The sequence below is a fragment of the Streptomyces sp. AB3(2024) genome, assembly GCF_041862025.1.
Classification (GTDB): domain Bacteria; phylum Actinomycetota; class Actinomycetes; order Streptomycetales; family Streptomycetaceae; genus Streptomyces.
The window spans coordinates 1-19,884 of the sequence record NZ_JBGWAB010000025.1 but is presented as its reverse complement, the minus strand read 5'-3'; the positions used below and the strand labels follow the sequence as shown (position 1 = coordinate 19,884).

15 protein-coding genes and 1 pseudogene are annotated in these 19,884 nt (G+C 71.0%); 11 read left to right on the top strand and 5 right to left on the bottom strand.

Translation table 11 applies throughout. The features are described 5' to 3' along the window. The first annotated feature begins 25 nt into the window (after positions 1-25). From fxsA to fxsT, 4 genes are all read left to right on the top strand, one after another. Complete coding sequence (gene fxsA, locus ACEPPI_RS13495) at positions 26-220, top strand: FxSxx-COOH cyclophane-containing RiPP peptide (protein ID WP_373915473.1); 195 nt, start codon at positions 26-28, stop codon at positions 218-220. A gap of 121 nt (positions 221-341) precedes the next feature. Beyond that, complete coding sequence (locus ACEPPI_RS13490; RefSeq protein ID WP_373915472.1) at positions 342-1,607, top strand: FxsB family cyclophane-forming radical SAM/SPASM peptide maturase; 1,266 nt, start codon at positions 342-344, stop codon at positions 1,605-1,607. Then, entirely contained in the window at positions 1,604-3,220 is a 1,617-nt protein-coding gene (locus ACEPPI_RS13485) for an HEXXH motif-containing putative peptide modification protein (protein ID WP_373915471.1), read from the top strand. The genes ACEPPI_RS13490 and ACEPPI_RS13485 overlap by 4 nt, the downstream gene beginning before the upstream one ends. A 136-nt stretch (positions 3,221-3,356) precedes the next feature. Further along, entirely contained in the window at positions 3,357-6,359 is a 3,003-nt protein-coding gene (gene fxsT, locus ACEPPI_RS13480; RefSeq protein WP_373915470.1) for an FxSxx-COOH system tetratricopeptide repeat protein, read from the top strand. A 101-nt stretch (positions 6,360-6,460) separates the two neighbouring features. Here the strand turns inward: fxsT and ACEPPI_RS13475 are convergent. After that, positions 6,461-6,979: pseudogene (locus tag ACEPPI_RS13475) on the bottom strand (DUF6879 family protein). Between the two features lie 259 nt (positions 6,980-7,238). Here ACEPPI_RS13475 and ACEPPI_RS13470 point away from each other — a divergent pair. The 7 genes from ACEPPI_RS13470 to ACEPPI_RS13440 all read left to right on the top strand — a co-directional run bounded on the left by ACEPPI_RS13470 (position 7,239) and on the right by ACEPPI_RS13440 (position 13,095). Next, complete coding sequence (locus ACEPPI_RS13470; RefSeq protein WP_373915469.1) at positions 7,239-8,483, top strand: helix-turn-helix domain-containing protein; 1,245 nt, start codon at positions 7,239-7,241, stop codon at positions 8,481-8,483. Positions 8,484-8,577: 94 nt separating this feature from the next. Beyond that, on the top strand, positions 8,578-8,799 hold the full coding sequence (locus tag ACEPPI_RS13465; protein WP_373915468.1) for a hypothetical protein: 222 nt from the start codon (positions 8,578-8,580) through the stop codon (positions 8,797-8,799). Then, a complete protein-coding gene (locus tag ACEPPI_RS13460) occupies positions 8,799-8,984 on the top strand; it encodes a hypothetical protein (protein WP_373915467.1) in 186 nt (61 codons plus the stop codon). Before ACEPPI_RS13465 ends, ACEPPI_RS13460 begins: the two co-directional genes overlap by 1 nt. A 1,019-nt stretch (positions 8,985-10,003) precedes the next feature. Beyond that, positions 10,004-10,432 carry a hypothetical protein gene (locus ACEPPI_RS13455; RefSeq protein WP_373915466.1) on the top strand — a complete coding sequence of 143 codons (429 nt, stop codon included), beginning with the start codon at positions 10,004-10,006 and terminating at the stop codon, positions 10,430-10,432. Positions 10,433-10,526: 94 nt separating this feature from the next. Continuing rightward, positions 10,527-11,273, top strand: a complete 747-nt coding sequence (locus ACEPPI_RS13450; RefSeq protein ID WP_373915465.1) for an ABC transporter ATP-binding protein — start codon at positions 10,527-10,529, stop codon at positions 11,271-11,273. Further along, a complete protein-coding gene (locus tag ACEPPI_RS13445) occupies positions 11,270-12,523 on the top strand; it encodes a hypothetical protein (RefSeq protein ID WP_373915464.1) in 1,254 nt (417 codons plus the stop codon). The genes ACEPPI_RS13450 and ACEPPI_RS13445 overlap by 4 nt, the downstream gene beginning before the upstream one ends. Continuing rightward, a complete protein-coding gene (locus ACEPPI_RS13440; RefSeq protein ID WP_373915463.1) occupies positions 12,520-13,095 on the top strand; it encodes a hypothetical protein in 576 nt (191 codons plus the stop codon). Before ACEPPI_RS13445 ends, ACEPPI_RS13440 begins: the two co-directional genes overlap by 4 nt. Positions 13,096-13,322: 227 nt before the next feature. On the opposite strand, the gene ACEPPI_RS13435 is transcribed toward ACEPPI_RS13440, so the two are convergent. From ACEPPI_RS13435 to ACEPPI_RS13420, 4 genes are all read right to left on the bottom strand, one after another. Further along, complete coding sequence (locus ACEPPI_RS13435) at positions 13,323-17,213, bottom strand: multifunctional oxoglutarate decarboxylase/oxoglutarate dehydrogenase thiamine pyrophosphate-binding subunit/dihydrolipoyllysine-residue succinyltransferase subunit (RefSeq protein ID WP_373915462.1); 3,891 nt, start codon at positions 17,211-17,213, stop codon at positions 13,323-13,325. A 258-nt stretch (positions 17,214-17,471) separates the two neighbouring features. Further along, entirely contained in the window at positions 17,472-18,551 is a 1,080-nt protein-coding gene (locus tag ACEPPI_RS13430; protein WP_373915461.1) for an ATP-binding protein, read from the bottom strand. Next, positions 18,548-19,288 (bottom strand): response regulator transcription factor, encoded by a 741-nt coding sequence (locus ACEPPI_RS13425; RefSeq protein WP_030225711.1) that lies wholly within the window; start codon positions 19,286-19,288, stop codon positions 18,548-18,550. Before ACEPPI_RS13425 ends, ACEPPI_RS13430 begins: the two co-directional genes overlap by 4 nt. Positions 19,289-19,467: 179 nt before the next feature. Next, positions 19,468-19,884: hypothetical protein (locus ACEPPI_RS13420; RefSeq protein ID WP_373915460.1), on the bottom strand; the 417-nt coding region annotated here is incomplete at its 5' end.

Sequence of the window (19,884 nt, the reverse complement as noted above, 5' to 3'; positions counted from 1 at the left end):
GGGACGACAGGGGGACGGGCAGCCCATGGTGACCGGACGTCAGGAAGCGGCAGCACCGACCCGCCCGTGTCCCGGGCGGCTCCCGGACCTCTCCGGGCTCGACCTGGCCGCCCTGCGCGGGATCGGCCATCCCGTGCTCGCCGAGGTCATCGAGAGCATGGTCGAGCGGGTCACCCACCCCGCCGAGATCCTCAACGCCTTCGACTCCGGCGTCGCCTGACCGCACGTCCCGCCCACGCGGGTTGACCACTTTCCGCCGTTAGCCGGGCCCGTCCGAGGGGCAGGGATGGACCGTCCCGGGGGTCCCCCCGGCATGAGCCGGGGGAGGGAGGTGCGGGCGGATGAGCCAAGCGATCACGAGCGGTCCCGTGCTGCCCGCGCACCGGGCCCTCGACCGGCACGCGCGCCACGCCCCCTGGCCGTACACCCGCCTCGACGTGCCGGCCCTGCGCGCCGCCGGCCACCGTCCCCAGCCGATCAGGCAGTTCGTCCTCAAGACCCACAGCCGCTGCAACCTCGCGTGCACCTACTGCTACGTCTACGAGATGGCCGACCAGAGCTGGCGCACCCGCCCCGCCGTCATGACCCGGGCCACCGCCCTGCGCGCCGCCGAACGGATCGCCGAGCACGCCGCCGCCCACGACCTGCCCCGCGTCGACCTGGTCCTGCACGGCGGAGAGCCCCTCCTGGCGGCGCCCGCCGCCCTCGCGGCGCCCGTCGACGCGGTACGGGCGGCCGTGGCCCGGCACGCACCCCGCACCCGCGTCACCGCGAGCGTGCAGACCAACGGCACCCTCCTGACCCGGGGCCGGATCACCGCCCTGGCCGCCGCCGGGATCCGGGTCGGCGTCAGCCTCGACGGAGGACTGCCCGCGCACAACACCCGCCGCGTGGACCACGGCGGGCGGCCCGGCTTCGGCGCCGCCGCGCGCGGGCTGCGGCTGCTCGCACGGCACCCCGAGGGCTATGCCGGGGTGCTGTGCGTGGTGGACCTGGCGCAGGACCCGGTGGAGACGTACGAGTCCCTGCTCGACTTCGCGCCGCCCGCCATCGGCCTGCTGCTGCCGCTGGCCAACTGGAGCACCCCGCCACCGGGCCGTCCGGGGCCCGGGACCCCGTACGGCGACTGGCTGCTGGCCGTCTTCGACCGCTGGTGGCACGACGGGGTGCGGCGGACCCGGATCCGGATCTTCGAGGAGGTCATCGCGCTGCTGCTGGGCCTGCCCACCGCCACCGAGACGCTCGGCCTGGCCCCGGCCGCCACCGCCGTCGTCGAGACCGACGGCGCCATCGAGCAGGCCGACTCGCTGAAGTCCGCCTACGAAGGGGCCGCCGCGACCGGCATGACCGTCGACACCCACAGCTTCGACCAACTGCTCGACCACCCCGGCTTCGCCGCCCGCCAGCTGGGCCGGGAGGCCCTCGCACCCGGCTGCCGCTCCTGCGAACTCGTCGAGGTGTGCGGGGGCGGCCACTACCCGCACCGCTACCGCGCGGGGGAGGGCTTCCGCCAGCCGTCCGTGTACTGCACCGACCTCCAGGCCGTCATCCGGCACATCGCCGGGGCCCTGCACCTGGCCGCGACGACGGGACGGGCCGCCTCATGACCCACCACACGGGAGCGGCCGAAACCGAAACCGATGCCGACGCCCGTTCCCGGGCCCGAACGGCCTCCCGAACCCCTCCGAACGACATCCTCCCCGAGGACCGGGCCCAGGCCCAGGCCCCGCCCCGGGTGCTCGGCCGCACCCAGGATCCCCCCGACCGGGAGTCGTCCCGGGGGCAGGTGCCCGCGCAGGCGGGGGGCCACGGCCGGGTCCAGGGCGGCCTCGGGGACCAGGCCCGGGACCAGGGGCAGGGTCAGGGTCCGGGCCGGGGCCAAGGCCGGGACGAGGACCGGGGCCGGGACCAGGACCAGGACCGGGGGCAGGGCCGGGATCCGGGCGTGGCCCCTGGGGACGGCGGCGCCCGTGCGGAGCCCGGCGGCGGGCTCGCGCGCTTCACCGTCAGCTCCCACACGCTGCGCGCCCTCGCCTCCACCGAGCCCTCGGCCGAGGGCACCCGCCTGGTGCGCGACGTGCGCCGCTCCAAGCGGCTCCTGCTGCTGCGCGCCGTCCTCGACGCCGCGCCCGGCGCGGAGGCCGCCGAGCGGTGGGCGCTCCTGGAGGAGGCCGAACGGCAGGACCCCGAGGCCGTGCGCGACGTCCTGCACTACCCCGCCACCGGCGTCTGGGCCGAGGAGACCCTGCGCCGCCTGCACGCGCCCCAGGGACCCCCGCCCGACCTCGCCCACCTCGGGGCGCTCGCCGTCGCCGCCGCGCTGCGCGCCGGGATCGGCTTCAAAGCCACCCTGAGGCCCGTCGGCGGCCGGCTCGCACTGCCCACCCTCGGGCTGCTGCGCCCCGACCGGCCCGGCCCGCTCGCCCTCACCGAACGCTCCTGGGACGCCTGCGCCACCCTCCCGCTGCACGCCCTGCCCGGCGGCCGGACCGCCCTCGACGACCTCGACCCCTACCGTGCCCCGCCCGCCGCGCACCCGGCATCCGTACGCCCGGCCCGGCGGCTCACCCCAAGGGGCCACAAGCGCTGGGACACCCAGTGGTCCGGCGCCCTCACCCTGCTGGAGCGCTACGACTCCACCCGCGCGGACGAGATCGGCAGGCTGCTGCGCTCCGTGGTCCCCCTCGCCGGCGGCACCCGCTCCAGCGGTGCCACCCTCCCCGCGGCCGCCGGTTCCGTCCTGGCCCGCGCCCAGGCCCCGCCCGCGCTGGCGGCGACCCTGGTCCACGAGGTGCAGCACGGCAAGCTGGCCGCCCTCGCCGACATCCTCACCCTGCACACCGCCGACCGCACGCCCCGGCTCTGGGCCCCCTGGCGCAGCGACCCGAGGCCGCTGGAGGGGCTGCTGCACGGGGCGTACGCGCACCTGGCGCTGGCCGGGTACTGGCAGCGGGCCGCGCTGTACGGGGCCCGGGGCGCCTGGGCCCAGCACGCCCGGGTGCGCGCACAGGTCGCCGCGGTCCTCCCCGTACTGCGGGCACAGCCACAACTGACCCTCACCGGGCGGGAGTTCGTCGACGGAATGGCGGCCGCCGAGCGGACCATGGACGAACTGCCGCCCCCCGGAGACCAGCACGCGACCGCCCGGCGCGCGCTGGAGCGCGAGCGGCGCGCCTGGTGCGAGGCCCACCCCGAACTCGCGGCATTCGTACAGGTCTGAGGGCCCCGGGCTGCGGTACCTTTCAAGCCCGCACAGCCGCTCGCACAGCCCCCGCAACACCCCCGCAACACCCCCGCACCGCCCCTCGCACCGCCTCACGTCCCGTCCACCGCCCGGACCCCAGGGAGACGGCCGCATGACCGGTACCGGTACGCGACTCGACCGTGACGGAGCCGCCCAGCCGCAGCGCTTCGTCATCAGCTTCGCGGGCTTCAACCGCCCCTGGGCGGTGTGGATCGCCCACCGCCTGGAGGAGCACGGCCACCGCGTCGCGCTCCAACGCTGGGACCCCCAGACCAGTCCCGGACTCGCCGAGGCCCTGGACGACCTCCCCCGGGCGGGAGGCAAGGTCCTCCTCGTCCTCAGCGAGCGTTACTTCTCCGCCGGCACCCACACCGACGAGGAGTGGAACACCGCCCTGCGCGCCGTCACCGAGGCCCACCCGGACCGGTTCGCCGCCGTCTGCCTCACCGACGCCCCGCTGCCGAGCGCCGTGGCCGCGCTGGAGAAGACCGACCTGTGGGGCCTGGACTCCTACGAGGCCGAGTACCGGGTGCTGCGCCGCCTGGAGCTGCCCACCGACCGGATCGGCACCGAGAGCGGCCGCCGCGGGCCCCGCTTCCCCAACGACCCGCCCGAGATCTGGGGCCGGGTCCCGCGCCGCAACCCGCGCTTCACCGGCCGCAACGACGTCATCGGCCGGCTCCGCGAAGCCCTCACCGAGGCCCCGCCCGGCGCGTCCACCGTGACCCTGCTCGGGCTGTCCGGCGTGGGCAAGACCCAGGTGGCCACCGAGTACGCCTACCGCTTCGCCTCCGAGTACGACGTCGTCTGGTGGGTGCCCGCCGAGGACCGCCCCACCCTGCGCGAACGCCTCGCCGACCTGGCCCCCGCCCTCGGCCTGCCGCGCGGCGCCGGCAGCTACGGCGAGCAGATCCGGGCCGTACTGGAGGCGCTGCGGCGCGGAGCGCCGTTCCACCGCTGGCTGATGGTCTTCGACGGCTGCGACAGCCCCGACGACCTCACCGACCTGCTGCCCTCCGGCGCCGGCGACGTGATCATCACCTCGCGCAACCGCGAATGGGCCGCCCGCCACACCAGCCTCGTCGAAGTCCCCCTCTACGCCCGCCCCGAGTCCATCACCTTCATCCGCCGCCGGGCCCGCCGCCTCACCAGCGAGGAGGCCGACCAGCTCGCCGAGGCCCTGGAGGACTACCCCCTCGCCCTCGACCAGACCGCCGGCTGGCTCGCCGACTCGCCGATCGGCGTGGGCGACTACCTGAACCTCCTCCAGCGCAGGCTCGACTCCCACGAGGCCGTCACCCTCTCCGACGACTACCCGCTGCCCTTCCCGACCGCGCTGGCCATACTCCTCAACAACGTCCGGGAGAACTTCCCCGACGCCCTCGCCCTCCTGCGGCTGTTCGTCTTCTTCGCCCCCGGCAGGGTCCCGCTGCGGCTGCTGCGCGAGTTCCCCGCCGACGACGTGCCCGAACACCTCGCCGGCCTGATCAACGACCAGATCCGCTGGAACGCGGCCCTCAACAAGCTCGTCCAGTTCTCCGTCGTCCGCCTGGAGTACTCCGACCTCTCCGTGGAGGAGGGCGGTGGCCTGGAGACCGTGCAACTGCACCGCATGGTCCACAACATCGTCCGCGAGAACCTCGCCGAGGACGAGGCCGACCAGCTCTCCCGCGCCGTCCGCCAGGTCCTCGCCGCCGCCGACCCCGGCCGCCCCACCGACTCCAGGCTCTGGCCCCGCTACGCCGAACTCATCCCGCACCTCGACTCCGCCGGCGTCCTGACCAGCAGCAACCCCCGCATCCAGACCTTCCTGCTGCACTGTCTGCGCTACCTGATCCTCGCCGGCGAGTACCGCACCTGCCTGCGCCTGTCCGAGCAGACCGACGGCGTCTGGCGGGCCATGCTCGGCGACGACCACGACCAGGTCCGCGAACTCAGCTACCACTACGGCGGCGCCCTGCGGATGCTCGGCCGCTTCCGGCAGGCCGAGACCCTCGCCCGCTCGGTCGCCGACCGGCTCGTCACCGAACGCGGCGACCGCGACCTGGAGACCCTGCGCGCCACCAGCACCTACGCCGGGGTCCTGCTCGGCACCGCCAAGTTCGACCAGGCCCGGACCCTGCTGGAGCACGCCTTCGGCACCTACCGCGAACTCCTCGGCGAGGACGACTCCACCACCCTCAACGCCCAGAACAACGTCGCCGTCGTCCTGCGCCTGCTCGGCCGCTACCAGGAGGCCTACGACACCGACCTGGACACCCTGCGCCGCCGCGAACGGGTCCTTCGGGTCCGCCACATCGCCACCCTCTCCTCCGGCATCGGCTGCGCGATGGGCCTGCGCCTGATGGGCCGCTACCGCGAGGCCCTCGCCCGCCAGGAACAGGGCCTCAAGCTCAACACCCAGGTCCTCGGCGTCAACCACCCGCAGACCCTGCGCGCCGAGCACAACCTCGGCATGTGCCTGCGCCGCTCCGGTGACATCCCCGGCGCCGGCGCCCGGCTGCGCGGCGTTCTGGAACGCTCCACCCGGGTGTTCGGGGCCGAGTTCCCCTGGACGCTGATGGTCGCCTCCGACTACGCCACCTACCTGCGCGAGTACGGGGACATCGAGGAGGCCCGCCGGATCTCCGAGGAGGTCGTCCGCGGCTACCAGTCCCAGCTCGGCCTCGCCCACCCGTACAGCATCGGCACCGTCGGCAACCTCGCCCTCGTACTGCGCGCCCAGGGCGAACGGGCGGAGGCCCTCAACCTCGCCGAACAGGCCCTGGTCGGCATGCGGGCCGCGCTCGGCGACCGCCACCCCTGGACCCTGGGCTGCGCCCTGAACACCACCGGGCACCGCAACATCACCGGCCGCCTGGAGGACGCGCTCGACCTCAGCCGCGAGACCCTGCGCGGGGCCGAACGGATCCTCGGCCCCGACCACCCGATGGCGCTCAGCGCCCAGATCGCCCTCGCCGCGGACCTGCGCTCGGTACGGGAGGACGCGGAGGCCTCCAAGCACGAGGAAGCGGGCATCAAGGCCCTCACCCGCACCCTGGGGCCCCAGCACGTCCACACCGTCTCGGCCCGCCAGCAGGCCCGCCCGTACTGGGACTTCGAGCCCCAGCCGTAGCCCGGCGGCGGGCCCGCCGCCTGCCACTTGGACGGGTGCCACCCGCAGCGCTGGGCGCTCTGGGCGCTGGAGGATGCAGAGAGGGCCATGGCGGGTACGCGTCAGACCGGCCGGTACTCCGTGTGCGGGACGGCCCGCTCCCACGCCGCCTCGTACGCCGTCGCGTACTGCGCGGCCAGCGCCGGGGCGTGGTGGACCTCCATACGCGGACCGGTCCACTGGCCCTCGCCGCTGAAGTGGTGGAGGATCACGGTTTCCTCGTCCGTGACCCATCCGTCCAACACGGGCAGCGGCAGGCCGCGCGCACGGGACCGCGGCAGCCACCGCACGTCCTCGCCCGCCGCGACGTTCGAGAACGTCCCGTCGTACTCGTACCGCACGTAGTCGCTCAGCGGCTCGGAAACGACGCGCAGACGACGCATGACCACGCCCCGACCCGTCGCCTCGGCCACGACGTCCAGCCACGACCGCCACCACGACGCGCGGTCGTCCGGGTCGTACCGGTGCCCTTGCTGTCACCGGATGAACTCCGGGTCGTCCCGCATGTAGCAGTCCCGCATTTCAAGGTGCATCGCAGAGCGCTGCGCCTTGGCGAGTGCCTCACGTACCGCTGTTGCCACCGGTGACCTCACTGTCCGGTCCAGGACGGCCAAATTCCCAGGAACTCCAGGGCCATTGATCGCTCCTCTACCGAGCGGATTGCACCGACGTGCACGAGCCTTGTCCTTTCCAGTGACCGGCACAAGAGCGCCTCAAGGCGAGCCCGTGCGGGGACGCCATAGCCCGGGAGCAACGCTTTCGTGCGTTCTGGATCACACGGAACCGGCCCTGCCCCATACCCTGTCAGTGTCGAGCTGCTAGGAGAGGGGCAAGGCCGCGATGTCACCTGATGCTTTCCCGGACCCGTACACGGACCCGCTGGTCTTCGGGCAGAGAATGCAGATCCTCCGCCAGCGCCGTGGCCTCACTCGCGACCAACTCGGCGGCCTTCTCGCGCGATCCGGGTCATGGGTCAAGGCCGTCGAGACCGGCCGTCTGCGTACTCCGCACCTGCCCGTCGTCCTCCGTATCGCCGAGGTGCTGCGTGTCCGGGACCTGTCCGACCTCACGGGGGACCAGTCCATGCAGGTCAGTCTGTTCACCGGCCCCGGGCACCCGCGGTTTGCCGCGGTCCGCGAGGCCCTCAACACGCTCCAGCTCGGCGACAGTCGAGAGGCACCGCCTGCCGCGCACCTGACCGCGCGCCTCGCCCGTGCGTGGTCGGCCCGGCATTCCGCGCCGAACCACCGCGACGTCGTGGGGGCCCTGCTGCCGGATCTGGTCCGGGACGCGCAGTCCGCGGTCCGGCAGGCCGAGACCGTGGCCGACCGCAAAGCAGCCCAGGCGCGCCTCGCCGAGGTGTACTTCCTCGCGCAGTTCTTCTGCGCCTACCAGCCGGACGCCCCCTTGGTATGGCGGGTGGCGGAGCGCGGCATGATGGCCGCGCGGGACTCCGAGGACCCGCACGCGATCGGCCTCGCCGCGTGGCTCACCACGCAGGCTCACCGCGAGCGCGCGCACCTCGACGCGGCCGACGCCGTCACCCTGGAGACCCTCCGCTACCTGGAGCCCCTCCTCCCCGAAGCCAGCATGGACGTCCGCGCGGTCGCCGGGGCCCTCACCGTCGAGGCAGGGCTGACGGCCGCCCGCCGCGGGGAGACCGGCACCGCGTGGCGGTGCTGGGACGACGCCCGGGCCCTGGCCGAGTCCCTGCCCCGTGGGTATTTCCACCCCGTGACGAGCTTCTCCAGGGCTGTCATCGGCGCGCACGCGGTCACCGTGGCCGTCGAGCTGCACGCCGGAGGGGAGTCGGCGCGCCAGGCCGCACGGGCGGAGGCGGAGGCGATTCCATCGCGCCCGCGGCGGGCCCGGCACCGGATCGAGCAGGCCCGCGCATACCACCTCGACGCGCAGCCGGGCGTGGCGCTGGCGACGCTGGCGCAGGCTCACGAGACTGCGCCGGAGACCGTGCAGTACAACGGGTACGCGAAGCGGATCGTTCTGGAGGAGGCCGAGTCGAAGAGCCCTGCACGCCGTCGACGAGCGTCTGAACTTGCATCCCGGCTGGGGCTGCTGACGGCCTGAAGAGAACGGGCACGGACTGTGCCCCTGCCCATACCGGTCCACCCCTACCGTCGTCACACCACCCGATGACGACGGCAGGGAGCGAGACCGCGTGATGCATGAAGCAGTACCCCGATCCTTCGAGGACGTCCCTCACGCGCTGCTCCACAAGCGGGTGCGGGACATCGCGTCCGGCGTCGAGGGGGTGCTCATGGCCGTGGTCCGGGAGGACGTCTCCGACACACCGGTCCGTGAGCGCTGGGTGAGGCTGGCGTACGTCCGCGGCCCGTCCGGCCGGGAGATCTCCACGGCCGTGGCCAACATCGAGGCCGTCTGATGGAGGCCCCCGACCTGTTCCCGCGGCTGCCGGTTCCCCCGGACTCCTGCGCCGAGTGCGCCGCCCACGTCTTGGTCCGCTTCCAGGCCCACGTGGAGCGTGACCGCTCGCGCGTCAGCGACATGAACGTCCTGATCATGCGCCACCACCCCGAACTGCGAGCCCGGCGCGCACTGCTCGGCTGACCATGGCCGCTCCTCTACAGCCGGGTGACTACGTTCCGCCCAAAGGGAGTTGCGGTGAGTGAAGATCCTGACGAGGCCCGTCCGAGGGTGTGGGTCGACCCAAGGTTCCAGGCGGTGGTGGCAACCTTTGCCACGACCCGGGTCGAGCACCGACCCGGGAGGCGGCCCCGCCGAGTCTGCCCCCACGGGTCCGGCATGACCGTCATGGTGGACCCTGCAACGGGCGCCTCCCGGAACGTCGCGTGCGCGGCATGCTCCAAGCCTGAGACCTGAGCCACGACGGCCGGATCGCCGCCAGACTGCCGCAGTCGCGTAGCGATCCGGCCGGCGTCGGGCAGCGCGCAGAAGTCGACCACGATGTCCTCAGACCTCCTGAACAGACTCTAACCAGCCAATAAATAATCAGCCTGACTCGACTGATCCGGGCCTCATTCGGCTGTTTTCAGCCAGTGGGCGCGTAAAGGTCCTTAATACGGCTGAACTGGCCACCTGGGCACTCCAAGATCGACCACTTCGCTGTGGCCAAAAAAGTCGATGCACCTAGGGATCTTGGGCGGTACGGTCATGGACAGCCAGCAGGGGGGCAGGGAAATGACTGGCATCCCAAAGTCAACGGGCTAAAGTCGCAAACCCTGGCCCAGATGAGTCCAGCCGCAGTGCCGTGAGTACGACCTGCCGGGCGCGAGCTGCTTCATGAATCAGAGCCCTGTCTCTCCGACCTCGGAGTCCCGCAGGTGGGATGAAGGTGGGAGAAGCATTCGGTTCACGGATGTTGGCGTGAGATGAGAGACGGCCCAGCACTGCGCACGCGTACAGGGTGCACTGAACGGCCTGAAGTCATTTATTCCTCCGCGCAGTTCAATGACTTCCGAGGAGGGGTAAACCCCCTCTCGGGTAGCCGGCCTATCAGGTGCGGGGTTTCTGGTCTGTAGCGGAGCCATTCCGATATTTGGGGGGAGCGCTCTGAAGCGCCATTGCAACACTTCTGCCTCAACTATGCAAAACGAAGGAAGTTTTCAGTGAGCATCAGGAGAAACGCTGGCACGGTTCAGGCGCTCGTACGTCGAGCGGGACTCGCTTCTGTGGGTGCGGCCTCGATCCTCGCGGTCACCATGGGCCCGGCCCAGGCTGCCAGTTGGTCCAGCTACATGACCAACGTGGGCCCGAACTTCGAGTCCTCTCGCTGGTACACCAGCGGCGGGACCCACACCATCCAGTTCACGGGTTGCACCAGTGATAGTTCGGTGGTAAATGTCACCCTGGCCCAGGACATCAAGCTGCAGCCGGACCCGTACTACTCGACTGCCGCGTTCACCAACTGCCTCTCCGGTTCGAACGCCGTCTCTACCGGCAACTGGGGCAACAAGGGAGCCGGAGACTTCTATTTCGTCGTCAACAATGGCGGTTGGGCCAGGCTCAGCGTCAGGTCCCTGACCGTGACGTACTGACCCTGAACGTGTAACCCTGAAGACAATTTTCACCCCCGATGGAGGATCCTTTCCTCCATCGGGGGTGGCACCCCGTCATGCACGCGAGGACGATATGCCCCTGCAATTCCATGATTGCACCTTTCGGTACGGTCGACGAAACCAGCCCGTCATTAACGGACTGAATCTCAATTTCTCTTCGGGGCACACTGTTCTGCTCGGCCCGAACGGAGCGGGGAAGAGCACTCTCCTCACTCTCGGCTCGGGGGCTTGGCGACCGGAGCGTGGTCGGGTTTGCTTGAATCGCCTGGATTCGGCGAGGGGGCGTCGGGCGAGGGACTATCGGAAGCAAGTCTCCTGGCTTCCCCAGCGCCCTGGCTTTCTGCCGGGGTTGACCTGTCGTGAGCACGTGGCCTACATCGGGTGGCTCAAGGGGATGAACGAGCGGGCCGCATGGACCGCAGCCCCGGCCGCCTTGGATCGCGTCGGACTGAGCAAGCACCGAGACCACCGGATCAAGTCACTCTCCGGCGGCCAGCAGCAGCGTGTGGCGATCGCCGGGGCCCTGGGCCACGACGCTGAGGTCCTGCTGCTCGACGAGCCCACGGTCGGGCTCGACCCTCAGCAGCGACGGCGGTTCCTCGACCTGCTGGTGTCCCTGCGAGGAAGCGTGCACGTCATCGTCTCCACACACGACATCGGAGATCTCCACGAAGCCTTCGACGAGGTTGTCGTCTTCGAGGCCGGCCGACCCAGGTTCCAGGGAGCAGTCGAGGAGTTCGCAGCGCATGCCACTCCCGGATCGGTCCCCGGTCGGCAGCTCGAGAGCGCCTACACCACCATCCTCGGGGGCGGGTCGTGATCAAAACAGCGAACCTCCGCTCCTCGGCGGCACCCTGGCTGGTGCTTCCGGCCCTCTTTTATGCCGGTGTCGTCGTCCAGGCCAATGCGGTCACCGCTGGCACCGACTTCGGGGTGTTGAGTGGTGAATACGCTGGCCAGTCCCTCCCCATCGTGACAGCGGCCGTAGCCGCGTCGGCAGCCTGGGAGGCGGGTCGGCAGCGCGCCCTCACCGAATTTGTCAAGAGCTCGGTACGCAGCCCTCTCCAACGTGTCCTGTACGCACTCCTTCCCACGGTGGCCCTGCACGTCGTGCTCGTCACCACCATGGTGGCCCTCGGCTGGCAGCTTCAGGGCGTACCGCCGTCGGGGGCAGGATGGCTCGCCGTTGCCCACTTGGTGGTCATCCCGCTCGGATGGATGGCGATCGGCTGGGCCATCGGCACCGTTGCGCCTCGAAGCATCGCTGCGCCCCTGGCGGGAATCCTGGGCTGGATCCTCCTCCTCTTCCCCGCCAGCCTGGCCACTCCCTGGTACCGCCACCTGTTCGGAACGATCATCGAGAATTCGACAGTCACCGACGTGCGTGCTCCCGCCGCCTACCTCATTCCCTGGGCCTTCACCACTGTGATGGCCCTCGCCGTCTGGATCGCCATCACGCTCAAGCCCCGTGTCGCCGGGGTGCTCGTCGGTCTCGCAGTTCTGGCGGCTTCCCTCGTCGTGGGCCGGGGCGCCGTCATCGACTGGGGTTACGTCCGTCCCGACGAACCCCGCGCCCTCCAATACACTTGCGCCGGCGCCTCACCGAAGGTGTGCTTTCCCGTCGAGTACGCGGACTACGTCGGAAAGGCCAGCGATGACATACGCCCGCCTTTGGCGGCACTGGCCAGGGCCGGGATCGCACTCCCCGACGAACTGCGGCTCCAGTCTGCACGCGTCCCGGTGACACCTGGTATCTGGCCCTACGAGTGGTACCTCCCTCGCAGGGGCACCGTCGTCACCCGCGGCGACACCGTGAGCGATCTGGCCGAGACCGTCCTGGCGGGCACCGCCAGAGACCAGGGAGTGGCCAAGCCGTGCAATATGCCCGGGTCCGCAGCCAGTGCGTGGGCCATGCTCGTCATGGGAGCGGACACCACCCAGATGCGGCAGATGGTGCCCCCAGAGATGTCGGCCGAACTCGACGCCGTGCGCAAGCGTTCGGTAGGCGACCAAGCTGACTGGTTCCGCGCACAGGCACGCTCTCAGAAGCACTGCCAGGCACCGCAATGAAGCTCTACGCCCTGACTGTCCGCCGCTGGTGGCTAATGCCACCGGCCGTCCTCCTGGCGGCCGTCCTCTGTGTGATCGCGGGGCGCAGCGTGGTCCCTCTGCCGCAACTGGTCATAGGAGCCGGTGCCGGGAAGCTGTCGTACTTCCTGCCGGTCGTCATCACCGCTGCCATGATCTATTGCATGGATCGGCGGCTTTCCCAGGTCGAGCTGACTGCCGTCACTCCCGTGCACATCTGGGACCGTCTGTCTCTGTTGGCAACGGCGATTCTGACACTGGCGTGCAGTCCCTTCACCGGCTTCGACGTCGCACGCAACATCATCTTCGTCATGGCCCTCACCCTCGCCGTCCGCCGGCTGACCAATGAGTCGACGGCCATCGCCGTCGGGTTCCTCTACATCACCACATGCCTGATGCTCGGCCGACAATTCGACCCGCAAGGACATTTCCAGGGATCTTGGTGGGCTCTCCCTCTCTACCCGACACAGGACATACCGGCCGCTGTGGCGACTGCCGTCGCCTTCGCACTGGCCCTAGCCTTCGGCGTACGCCCCCGCCTCAGAACACAGTGACCCGATAGCCCTCTGTGTCCGGGTGGCTGAAGGCCAGCGCGTAGCGACGTGACGGTAGTGAGCGCCCTTGACAGGGCGGCCCGCCCCGTCTAACTCGCCGCCGGTGGGGAGAGGAGGCGAAACGTCCAGCAGGCAGGCGGCAAAGACCCCGCCCCCCGGACAGCCGGAAGGCCCGGCCCCCATCGGGGCCGGGCCTTCCAACTGCTCAGCTCAACTCAGCGCAGTGCTTACGCCTCGAAGACCTCGTTCAGCAGGAGCTGCTGCTCCGCCTGGTGGCGCTTCGCGGAGCCCACCGCCGGGGACGAGCCGTGCGGACGCGAGACGCGGCGCAGGCGCTCGCCGGCCGGGATGTCGGCGCCGACGGCCAGGTCGAGGTGGTCGATCAGGTTCAGCGCGATGAACGGCCACGCGCCCTGGTTCGCCGGCTCCTCCTGGGCCCAGATGTACTTCGCCGCGTTCGGGAACTTGGCGATCTCCGCCTGGAGTTCCGCGCCGGCCAGCGGGTACAGCCGCTCGATGCGGACGATCGCGGTGTCGGTGATGCCGCGCTTCTCCCGCTCGGCCTCCAGGTCGTAGTAGACCTTGCCCGCGCAGAAGACGACCTTGCGGACCGCGTTCGGGTCCACGGTCGAGTCGCCGATGACCGGACGGAACGAACCGGTCGTGAACTCCTCCGCCTTCGACGCCGCCGCCTTCAGACGCAGCATCGACTTCGGGGTGAAGACGATGAGCGGCTTGTGGTGCGGGTTGTGGACCTGCCAGCGCAGCAGGTGGAAGTAGTTCGACGGCAGGGTCGGCATCGCGACCGTCATGTTGTCCTGCGCGCACATCTGGAGGAAGCGCTCGGGACGCGCGGACGAGTGGTCCGGGCCCTGGCCCTCGTAGCCGTGCGGCAGCAGCAGCGTGACGCCGGAGGTCTGGCCCCACTTCTGCTCGGCCGAGGAGATGAACTCGTCGACGACGGTCTGCGCGCCGTTGACGAAGTCACCGAACTGCGCCTCCCACAGCACCAGCGCGTCCGGGCGGGCCAGCGAGTAGCCGTACTCGAAGCCCATGGCCGCGTACTCGGAGAGCAGCGAGTCGTAGACGTTGAAGCGGGCCTGCTCGTCCGAGAGGTACAGCATCGGCGTGTAGTCCTCGCCGGTCTCCCGGTCGATGAGGACCGCGTGACGCTGGCCGAAGGTGCCGCGGCGGGAGTCCTGGCCGGACAGCCGGACCGGGGTGCCCTCCATCAGCAGCGAACCGAAGGCCAGGGTCTCGCCCATGCCCCAGTCGATGGTGCCGTCGTCGATCATCGCCGCGCGGCGCTGCAGCTGCGGCAGCAGGCGCGGGTGGACGGTGACGTTCTCGGGGATGTTGACCTGGGACTCGGCGATCCGCTTGACGACGTCCTGGGAGATCGCGGTGTTCACGGTCACCGGGAACTCGGCCGCGGCCTGCGCCGGGGCCGGCACGCTGACGGGGGGCTGCGTGGCGGCCTCGCGGACCTCCGCGAAGACCTTCTCCAGCTGGCCCTGGAAGTCCTGGAGCGCCTGCTCGGCCTCTTCCAGCGTGATGTCGCCGCGACCGATGAGGGACTCGGTGTACAGCTTGCGCACCGAGCGCTTCTTGTCGATCAGGTCGTACATCAGCGGCTGGGTGAACGCCGGGTTGTCGGACTCGTTGTGACCGCGGCGGCGGTAGCAGATGAGGTCGATGACCACGTCCTTGTTGAACGCCTGGCGGAACTCGAAGGCGAGCCGCGCGATGCGGACCACGGCCTCCGGGTCGTCACCGTTCACGTGGAAGATCGGCGCCTCGATCATGCGGGCCACGTCGGTCGCGTACATCGACGAACGCGAGGACTCCGGGGCGGCGGTGAAGCCGACCTGGTTGTTGATGACCACGTGCACGGTGCCGCCGGTGCGGTAGCCGCGCAGCTGCGACATGTTCAGCGTCTCGGCGACCACACCCTGGCCGGCGAAGGCCGCGTCGCCGTGCAGGGCGAGCGGGAGCACCGTGAAGTCGGTGCCGCCCTTGTTGATGACGTCCTGCTTGGCGCGGACCACGCCCTCCAGGACCGGGTCCACCGCCTCCAGGTGCGAGGGGTTCGCGACGAGCGAGACCTTGATCTGCTCGCCGTCCAGGCCCGTGAAGGTGCCCTCGGCGCCCAGGTGGTACTTGACGTCGCCGGAGCCGTGCATCGACTTCGGGTCGAGGTTGCCCTCGAACTCGCGGAAGATCTGCGCGTACGACTTGCCGACGATGTTGGCGAGGACGTTCAGGCGGCCGCGGTGGGCCATGCCGATCGCGACCTCTTCGAGGCGGGCCTCGGCCGCGGAGTCGATGACCGCGTCGAGCAGCGGGATGACGGACTCGCCGCCCTCCAGGGAGAAGCGCTTCTGGCCGACGTACTTCGTCTGCAGGAAGGTCTCGAAGGCCTCGGCGGCGTTCAGGCGGCGCAGGATGCGCAGCTGCTCCTCGCGCTCCGGCTTGGAGTGCGGACGCTCGATGCGGTCCTGGATCCAGCGGCGCTGCTTCGGGTCCTGGATGTGCATGAACTCGACGCCGGTGGTGCGGCAGTACGAGTCGCGCAGCACGCCGAGGATGTCGCGGAGCTTCATCATCGACTTGCCGGAGAAGCCGCCGACCGCGAACTCGCGCTCCAGGTCCCACAGGGTGAGGCCGTGCTCGGTGATGTCGAGGTCGGGGTGCTTGCGCTGCTTGTACTCCAGCGGGTCGGTGTCGGCCATGACGTGGCCGCGGACCCGGTAGGAGTGGATCAGCTCGAAGACGCGGGCGGCCTTCGTGACGTCGTCGTCGTGGGAGGCGTCGATGTCACGGTTCCAGCGGACCGGCTCGTACGGGATGCGCAGGGCCTCGAAGACGGCGTCGTAGAAGCCGTCCTGGCCGAGCAGCAGGTTCGCGACGATGCGCAGGAACTCGCCGGAGGCCGCGCCCTGGATGACCCGGTGGTCGTAGGTCGAGGTCAGGGTCATGACCTTGGAGATGCCCAGCTTGTTCAGGGTGTCCTGCGAGGTGCCCTGGAACTCGGCGGGGTAGTCCATGGAGCCGACGCCCATGATGACCGACTGTCCGGGCATCAGGCGGGGCACGGAGTGCACGGTGCCCAGGCCGCCGGGGTTGGTCAGCGAGACGGTGACGCCGGTGAAGTCGTCCATCGTCAGCTTGCCGACGCGGGCACGGCGGACGATGTCCTCGTAGGCCTGCCAGAACTCGAAGAAGTTGAGGGTCTCGGCCTTCTTGATGCCGGCGACGACGAGCTGACGGTCGCCGTTCGGCTTCACCAGGTCGATCGCGAGACCGAAGTTGATGTGCTCCGGCTTGACCAGGGTCGGCTTGCCGTCCTTCTCCGCGAAGGAGTGGTTCATGGCCGGCATGGCCTTGATCGCCTGGACCATCGCGTAGCCGATGAGGTGGGTGAAGGAGATCTTCCCACCGCGGGCGCGCTTGAGGTGGTTGTTGATGACGATGCGGTTGTCGAACAGCAGCTTCACCGGGACGGCGCGGACGGAGGTGGCCGTCGGCACGTCGAGGGAGGCGTTCATGTTCTTGGCCACGGCAGCGGCCGGGCCGCGGAGCGTCACCAGTTCGGGGCCGGAGGGGGCCTCGGTGGCGGGCGCGGCCTTCTGGGCGGCTACGGCGGAGGGGGCGGGCGCGGCCGGTGCGGCGGCCGGGGCCTGGGAGGTGACAGTCACAGCAGGGGCACCAGAGGGGGTGGCAGGAGCAGGGGCAGGAGCTGACACAGGCGGGGCGGCCGGAGCGGCCGCCCCGGGGGAGCCGTTGCCGGCGACGGGAGGCACGGCGCGCGCCGCCCCCGTGGCGGCGGCGACAGGGGCCTGAGGGGCTGCGGCGGAGGTGGCGGCCTGTGCGGAGGCGCCATCCGTCGTCGTGGACTTCCCGGGACCGTCCGCCTTCACCGGAGCGACAGCGCCCCCCGGCTTGTAGTCGGCGAAGAAGTCCCACCAGGCCCGGTCGACCGAGTTCGGGTCCTGGAGGTACTGCTGATAGATCTCGTCGACGAGCCACTCATTCGCGCCGAAGCCTGAGGCAGGGGTCTTCCCGCCCTCTGCTGCTTCGGTCGTGGTGCTCGGGTTACTGGGGGACTGTGGCGACACGGCGGCAACCGCCCTCTTCCGCTTCACAAGGTATGGACAGCGGGAATAAAGGCTACGCCTCCCGGACGGTGCCTTGCAGGCCGGGCGGGACTTCCGTCGCGCAGGTCACATCGAACGGCGGGTTTCACCACGTGGAATGGCGGGAAACAAGCGTGGTTCGGGTAGGGGGCACCCAGGTTGCGGCCTCCATGGCTTCGCACCCCTGACGACCCCGGGCACATGTGGCCGAGATCATGTCCTTCCCACCAGAACCCTACGTCAAGACGATGCCGGTGAGCTGCCCGGAAGAGTGACAAGGATTCGGCAACCCCGTGACGATTCGGCCACGCCGATGCGCCCGCCGTGCAGGCCGACGGCCCAGCGGGCGATCGCCAGACCCAGTCCGGTGCCCCCGTCGCCGCCGCGCGCCGCGCCCCGGTTGAACCGCTCGAAGACCCGGTGCCGCTCCGCCTCCGGAATTCCGGGACCCTCGTCGACGACCTCCAGGGCCAGACTCCCGGGCGCGTCGCCGGCCCGGGCGCGGACCGTCACCCGGCCGTGCGGCGGACTGTGCTTGACCGCGTTGTCGATCAGGTTCGCCACCACTTGGTGCAGCCGCTCCGCATCGGCGTGCGCCGTCAGCTCCGGCGGGAACACGTCCAGGTGAAGGTGCACGTCATTGCGGGTGTGCCCGCCCGAACCGGACGTCAGCCCCGGCCGCCCCGCGGCCGCCAGCCCCGACTCCTTCAGCACCCCCGACAGGTACGGCCACACCTCGAAACGGCGCGCCTTCAACGGCACCACCCCGTTGTCCACCCGGGACAGGTCCAGCAGGGTCTCCACCAGCCGGCCGAGCCGTTCCGTCTGCTTCAGGGCCGTGCGCATCGTCTCCGGATCGGCCTGTGAGACCCCGTCCACGACGTTCTCCAGCACCGCCCGCAGCGCCGCGATCGGCGTGCGGAGCTCGTGCGAGACGTTCGCGACCAGTTCTCTACGGTGCCTGTCCACGGCCTCCAGGTCATCGGCCATCAGGTTGATCGTCGCGGCCAGATCGCCCAGCTCGTCGCGGCGTCCGGCGCCGCGCACCCGGCGCGTGTAGTCCCCGTGGGAGATGGCGCGGGCGACCGTCGTCATGTCGTCCAGCGGGGCCGTCAGGCTGTGCGCCACGAACTGGGTGATCAGCATCGAGGCGATCACCGAGAAGACCGTGATGAACCGGACCTCCGTGGCCGTGCGCAGCGCCACCATCAGCAGCCCCGTGGTGATGAACACCGACACCACGACGAGCGTGCCCAGCTTCGTCTTGATCGAGAACGGCGAGTAGGGCCGCAACCCCGGTCCCGGGGGCCGGTCGCTCACGCCTGCGCCGGGGTCTCCAGGGCGTACCCGACGCCGTGGACCGTCCGGATCCGCTCCGCGCCGATCTTCCGGCGCAGCGCCTTGATGTGGCTGTCGACCGTACGGGTGCCCGAGGCGTCCGCCCAGTCCCAGACCTCCGCGAGCAGCTGCTCCCGCGAGAGCACCGCGCGGGGCGTCCCCGCCAGGCACACCAGCAGGTCGAACTCGGTCGGCGTCAGGTGCACGTCCTCCGCCTGCACCCGGACCCGCCGCTGCGCGTGGTCGATCTCCAGGTCGCCCAGGCGCAGCGTGGCCCCGCGCGGGGCGGTCGCGGCCAGCGTGGCCCGCTCCACCCGGCGCAGCAGGACGTGGACCCGCGCGGCCAGCTCCCGCATGGAGAACGGCTTCGTCATGTAGTCGTCCGCCCCGACCCCGAGCCCGACCAGCATGTCGGTCTCGTCGTCCCGGGCGGTGAGCATCAGCACCGGCACGGGCCGCTGCGCCTGGACCCGGCGGCACACCTCCAGCCCGTCGAAGCCCGGCAGCATGACGTCGAGCACCAGCAGCTCCGGCAGCCAGCTCTCGGAGGCGGCCACGGCCGCCGGCCCGTCGTAGGCCGTCTGCACCTGGAAGCCCTCCGCCCGCAGCCGGGCCGCGATGGCGTCGGCGATGGTGCGGTCGTCCTCGACCACGAGCACGCGCCGCTGGGCGCCCGGGGTGGCCGCGGCGCCGTTGTGGGTGGTGTGTGTCTGTTCCATGTCCCGCCCCTGAAGATCCCGCGTGATGGGGTGCAGCGTAGAGGAGGCACCGGCCTGCGGCTATGTGCGGTTCGGACAGGGAACGGACGGGTGAACGGGCCGTGCACCGTGTTGCCGGACAACGCGCGGGGCGGTGGCCGGAAAGGGCCGACGGCCCGGTGGACCCGCCCGGCACGGCCCTAGAAACCCGGCAGGGCCTCCAGGACCCGCTCCAGTCCGGGTGTCAGCGAGCCCTGGTCGGAGCTCACCGTGGACCCCTCATACACGAACGTGTAGGCGAACCCGTCGTAGACCGGCGGGTCCGTCGTCGCGTCGGCCGGCAGGTGCGGCAGGTCCGCGGCGCGCAGCGCGGTGCGCAGCGCCTCCAGACCGGACGGCGGGCACCGCCCGGCCTCCGGCCGCGCGGTGCCCGCCGTCCGGGTCCAGGAGCCGTCGCCCCGGACGGTGAGGACGACCGTACGGCCGGCGAACCCGCCGGTACGGGTGACGGTGACCAGCCGCTCGGCGGCGGGATCCAGGCTCGGGGACGCCGACGGGGCCGGGCGGCCGGGGGACGCGGGGGTCCCCGCGCCGGCGCCGGCCGTCGCCCCGGCCGA

What these genes read in the sequence shown, in the direction of transcription:
- fxsA (WP_373915473.1), top strand. Translation starts at nt 26, where the DNA reads ATGGTGACCGGACGTCAGGAAGCGGCAGCACCGACCCGCCCGTGTCCC.
- ACEPPI_RS13490 (WP_373915472.1), top strand. Translation starts at nt 342, where the DNA reads ATGAGCCAAGCGATCACGAGCGGTCCCGTGCTGCCCGCGCACCGGGCC.
- ACEPPI_RS13485 (WP_373915471.1), top strand. Translation starts at nt 1,604, where the DNA reads ATGACCCACCACACGGGAGCGGCCGAAACCGAAACCGATGCCGACGCC.
- fxsT (WP_373915470.1), top strand. Translation starts at nt 3,357, where the DNA reads ATGACCGGTACCGGTACGCGACTCGACCGTGACGGAGCCGCCCAGCCG.
- ACEPPI_RS13470 (WP_373915469.1), top strand. Translation starts at nt 7,239, where the DNA reads ATGTCACCTGATGCTTTCCCGGACCCGTACACGGACCCGCTGGTCTTC.
- ACEPPI_RS13465 (WP_373915468.1), top strand. Translation starts at nt 8,578, where the DNA reads ATGCATGAAGCAGTACCCCGATCCTTCGAGGACGTCCCTCACGCGCTG.
- ACEPPI_RS13460 (WP_373915467.1), top strand. Translation starts at nt 8,799, where the DNA reads ATGGAGGCCCCCGACCTGTTCCCGCGGCTGCCGGTTCCCCCGGACTCC.
- ACEPPI_RS13450 (WP_373915465.1), top strand. Translation starts at nt 10,527, where the DNA reads ATGCCCCTGCAATTCCATGATTGCACCTTTCGGTACGGTCGACGAAAC.
- ACEPPI_RS13440 (WP_373915463.1), top strand. Translation starts at nt 12,520, where the DNA reads ATGAAGCTCTACGCCCTGACTGTCCGCCGCTGGTGGCTAATGCCACCG.
- ACEPPI_RS13425 (WP_030225711.1), bottom strand. Translation starts at nt 19,288, where the DNA reads ATGGAACAGACACACACCACCCACAACGGCGCCGCGGCCACCCCGGGC.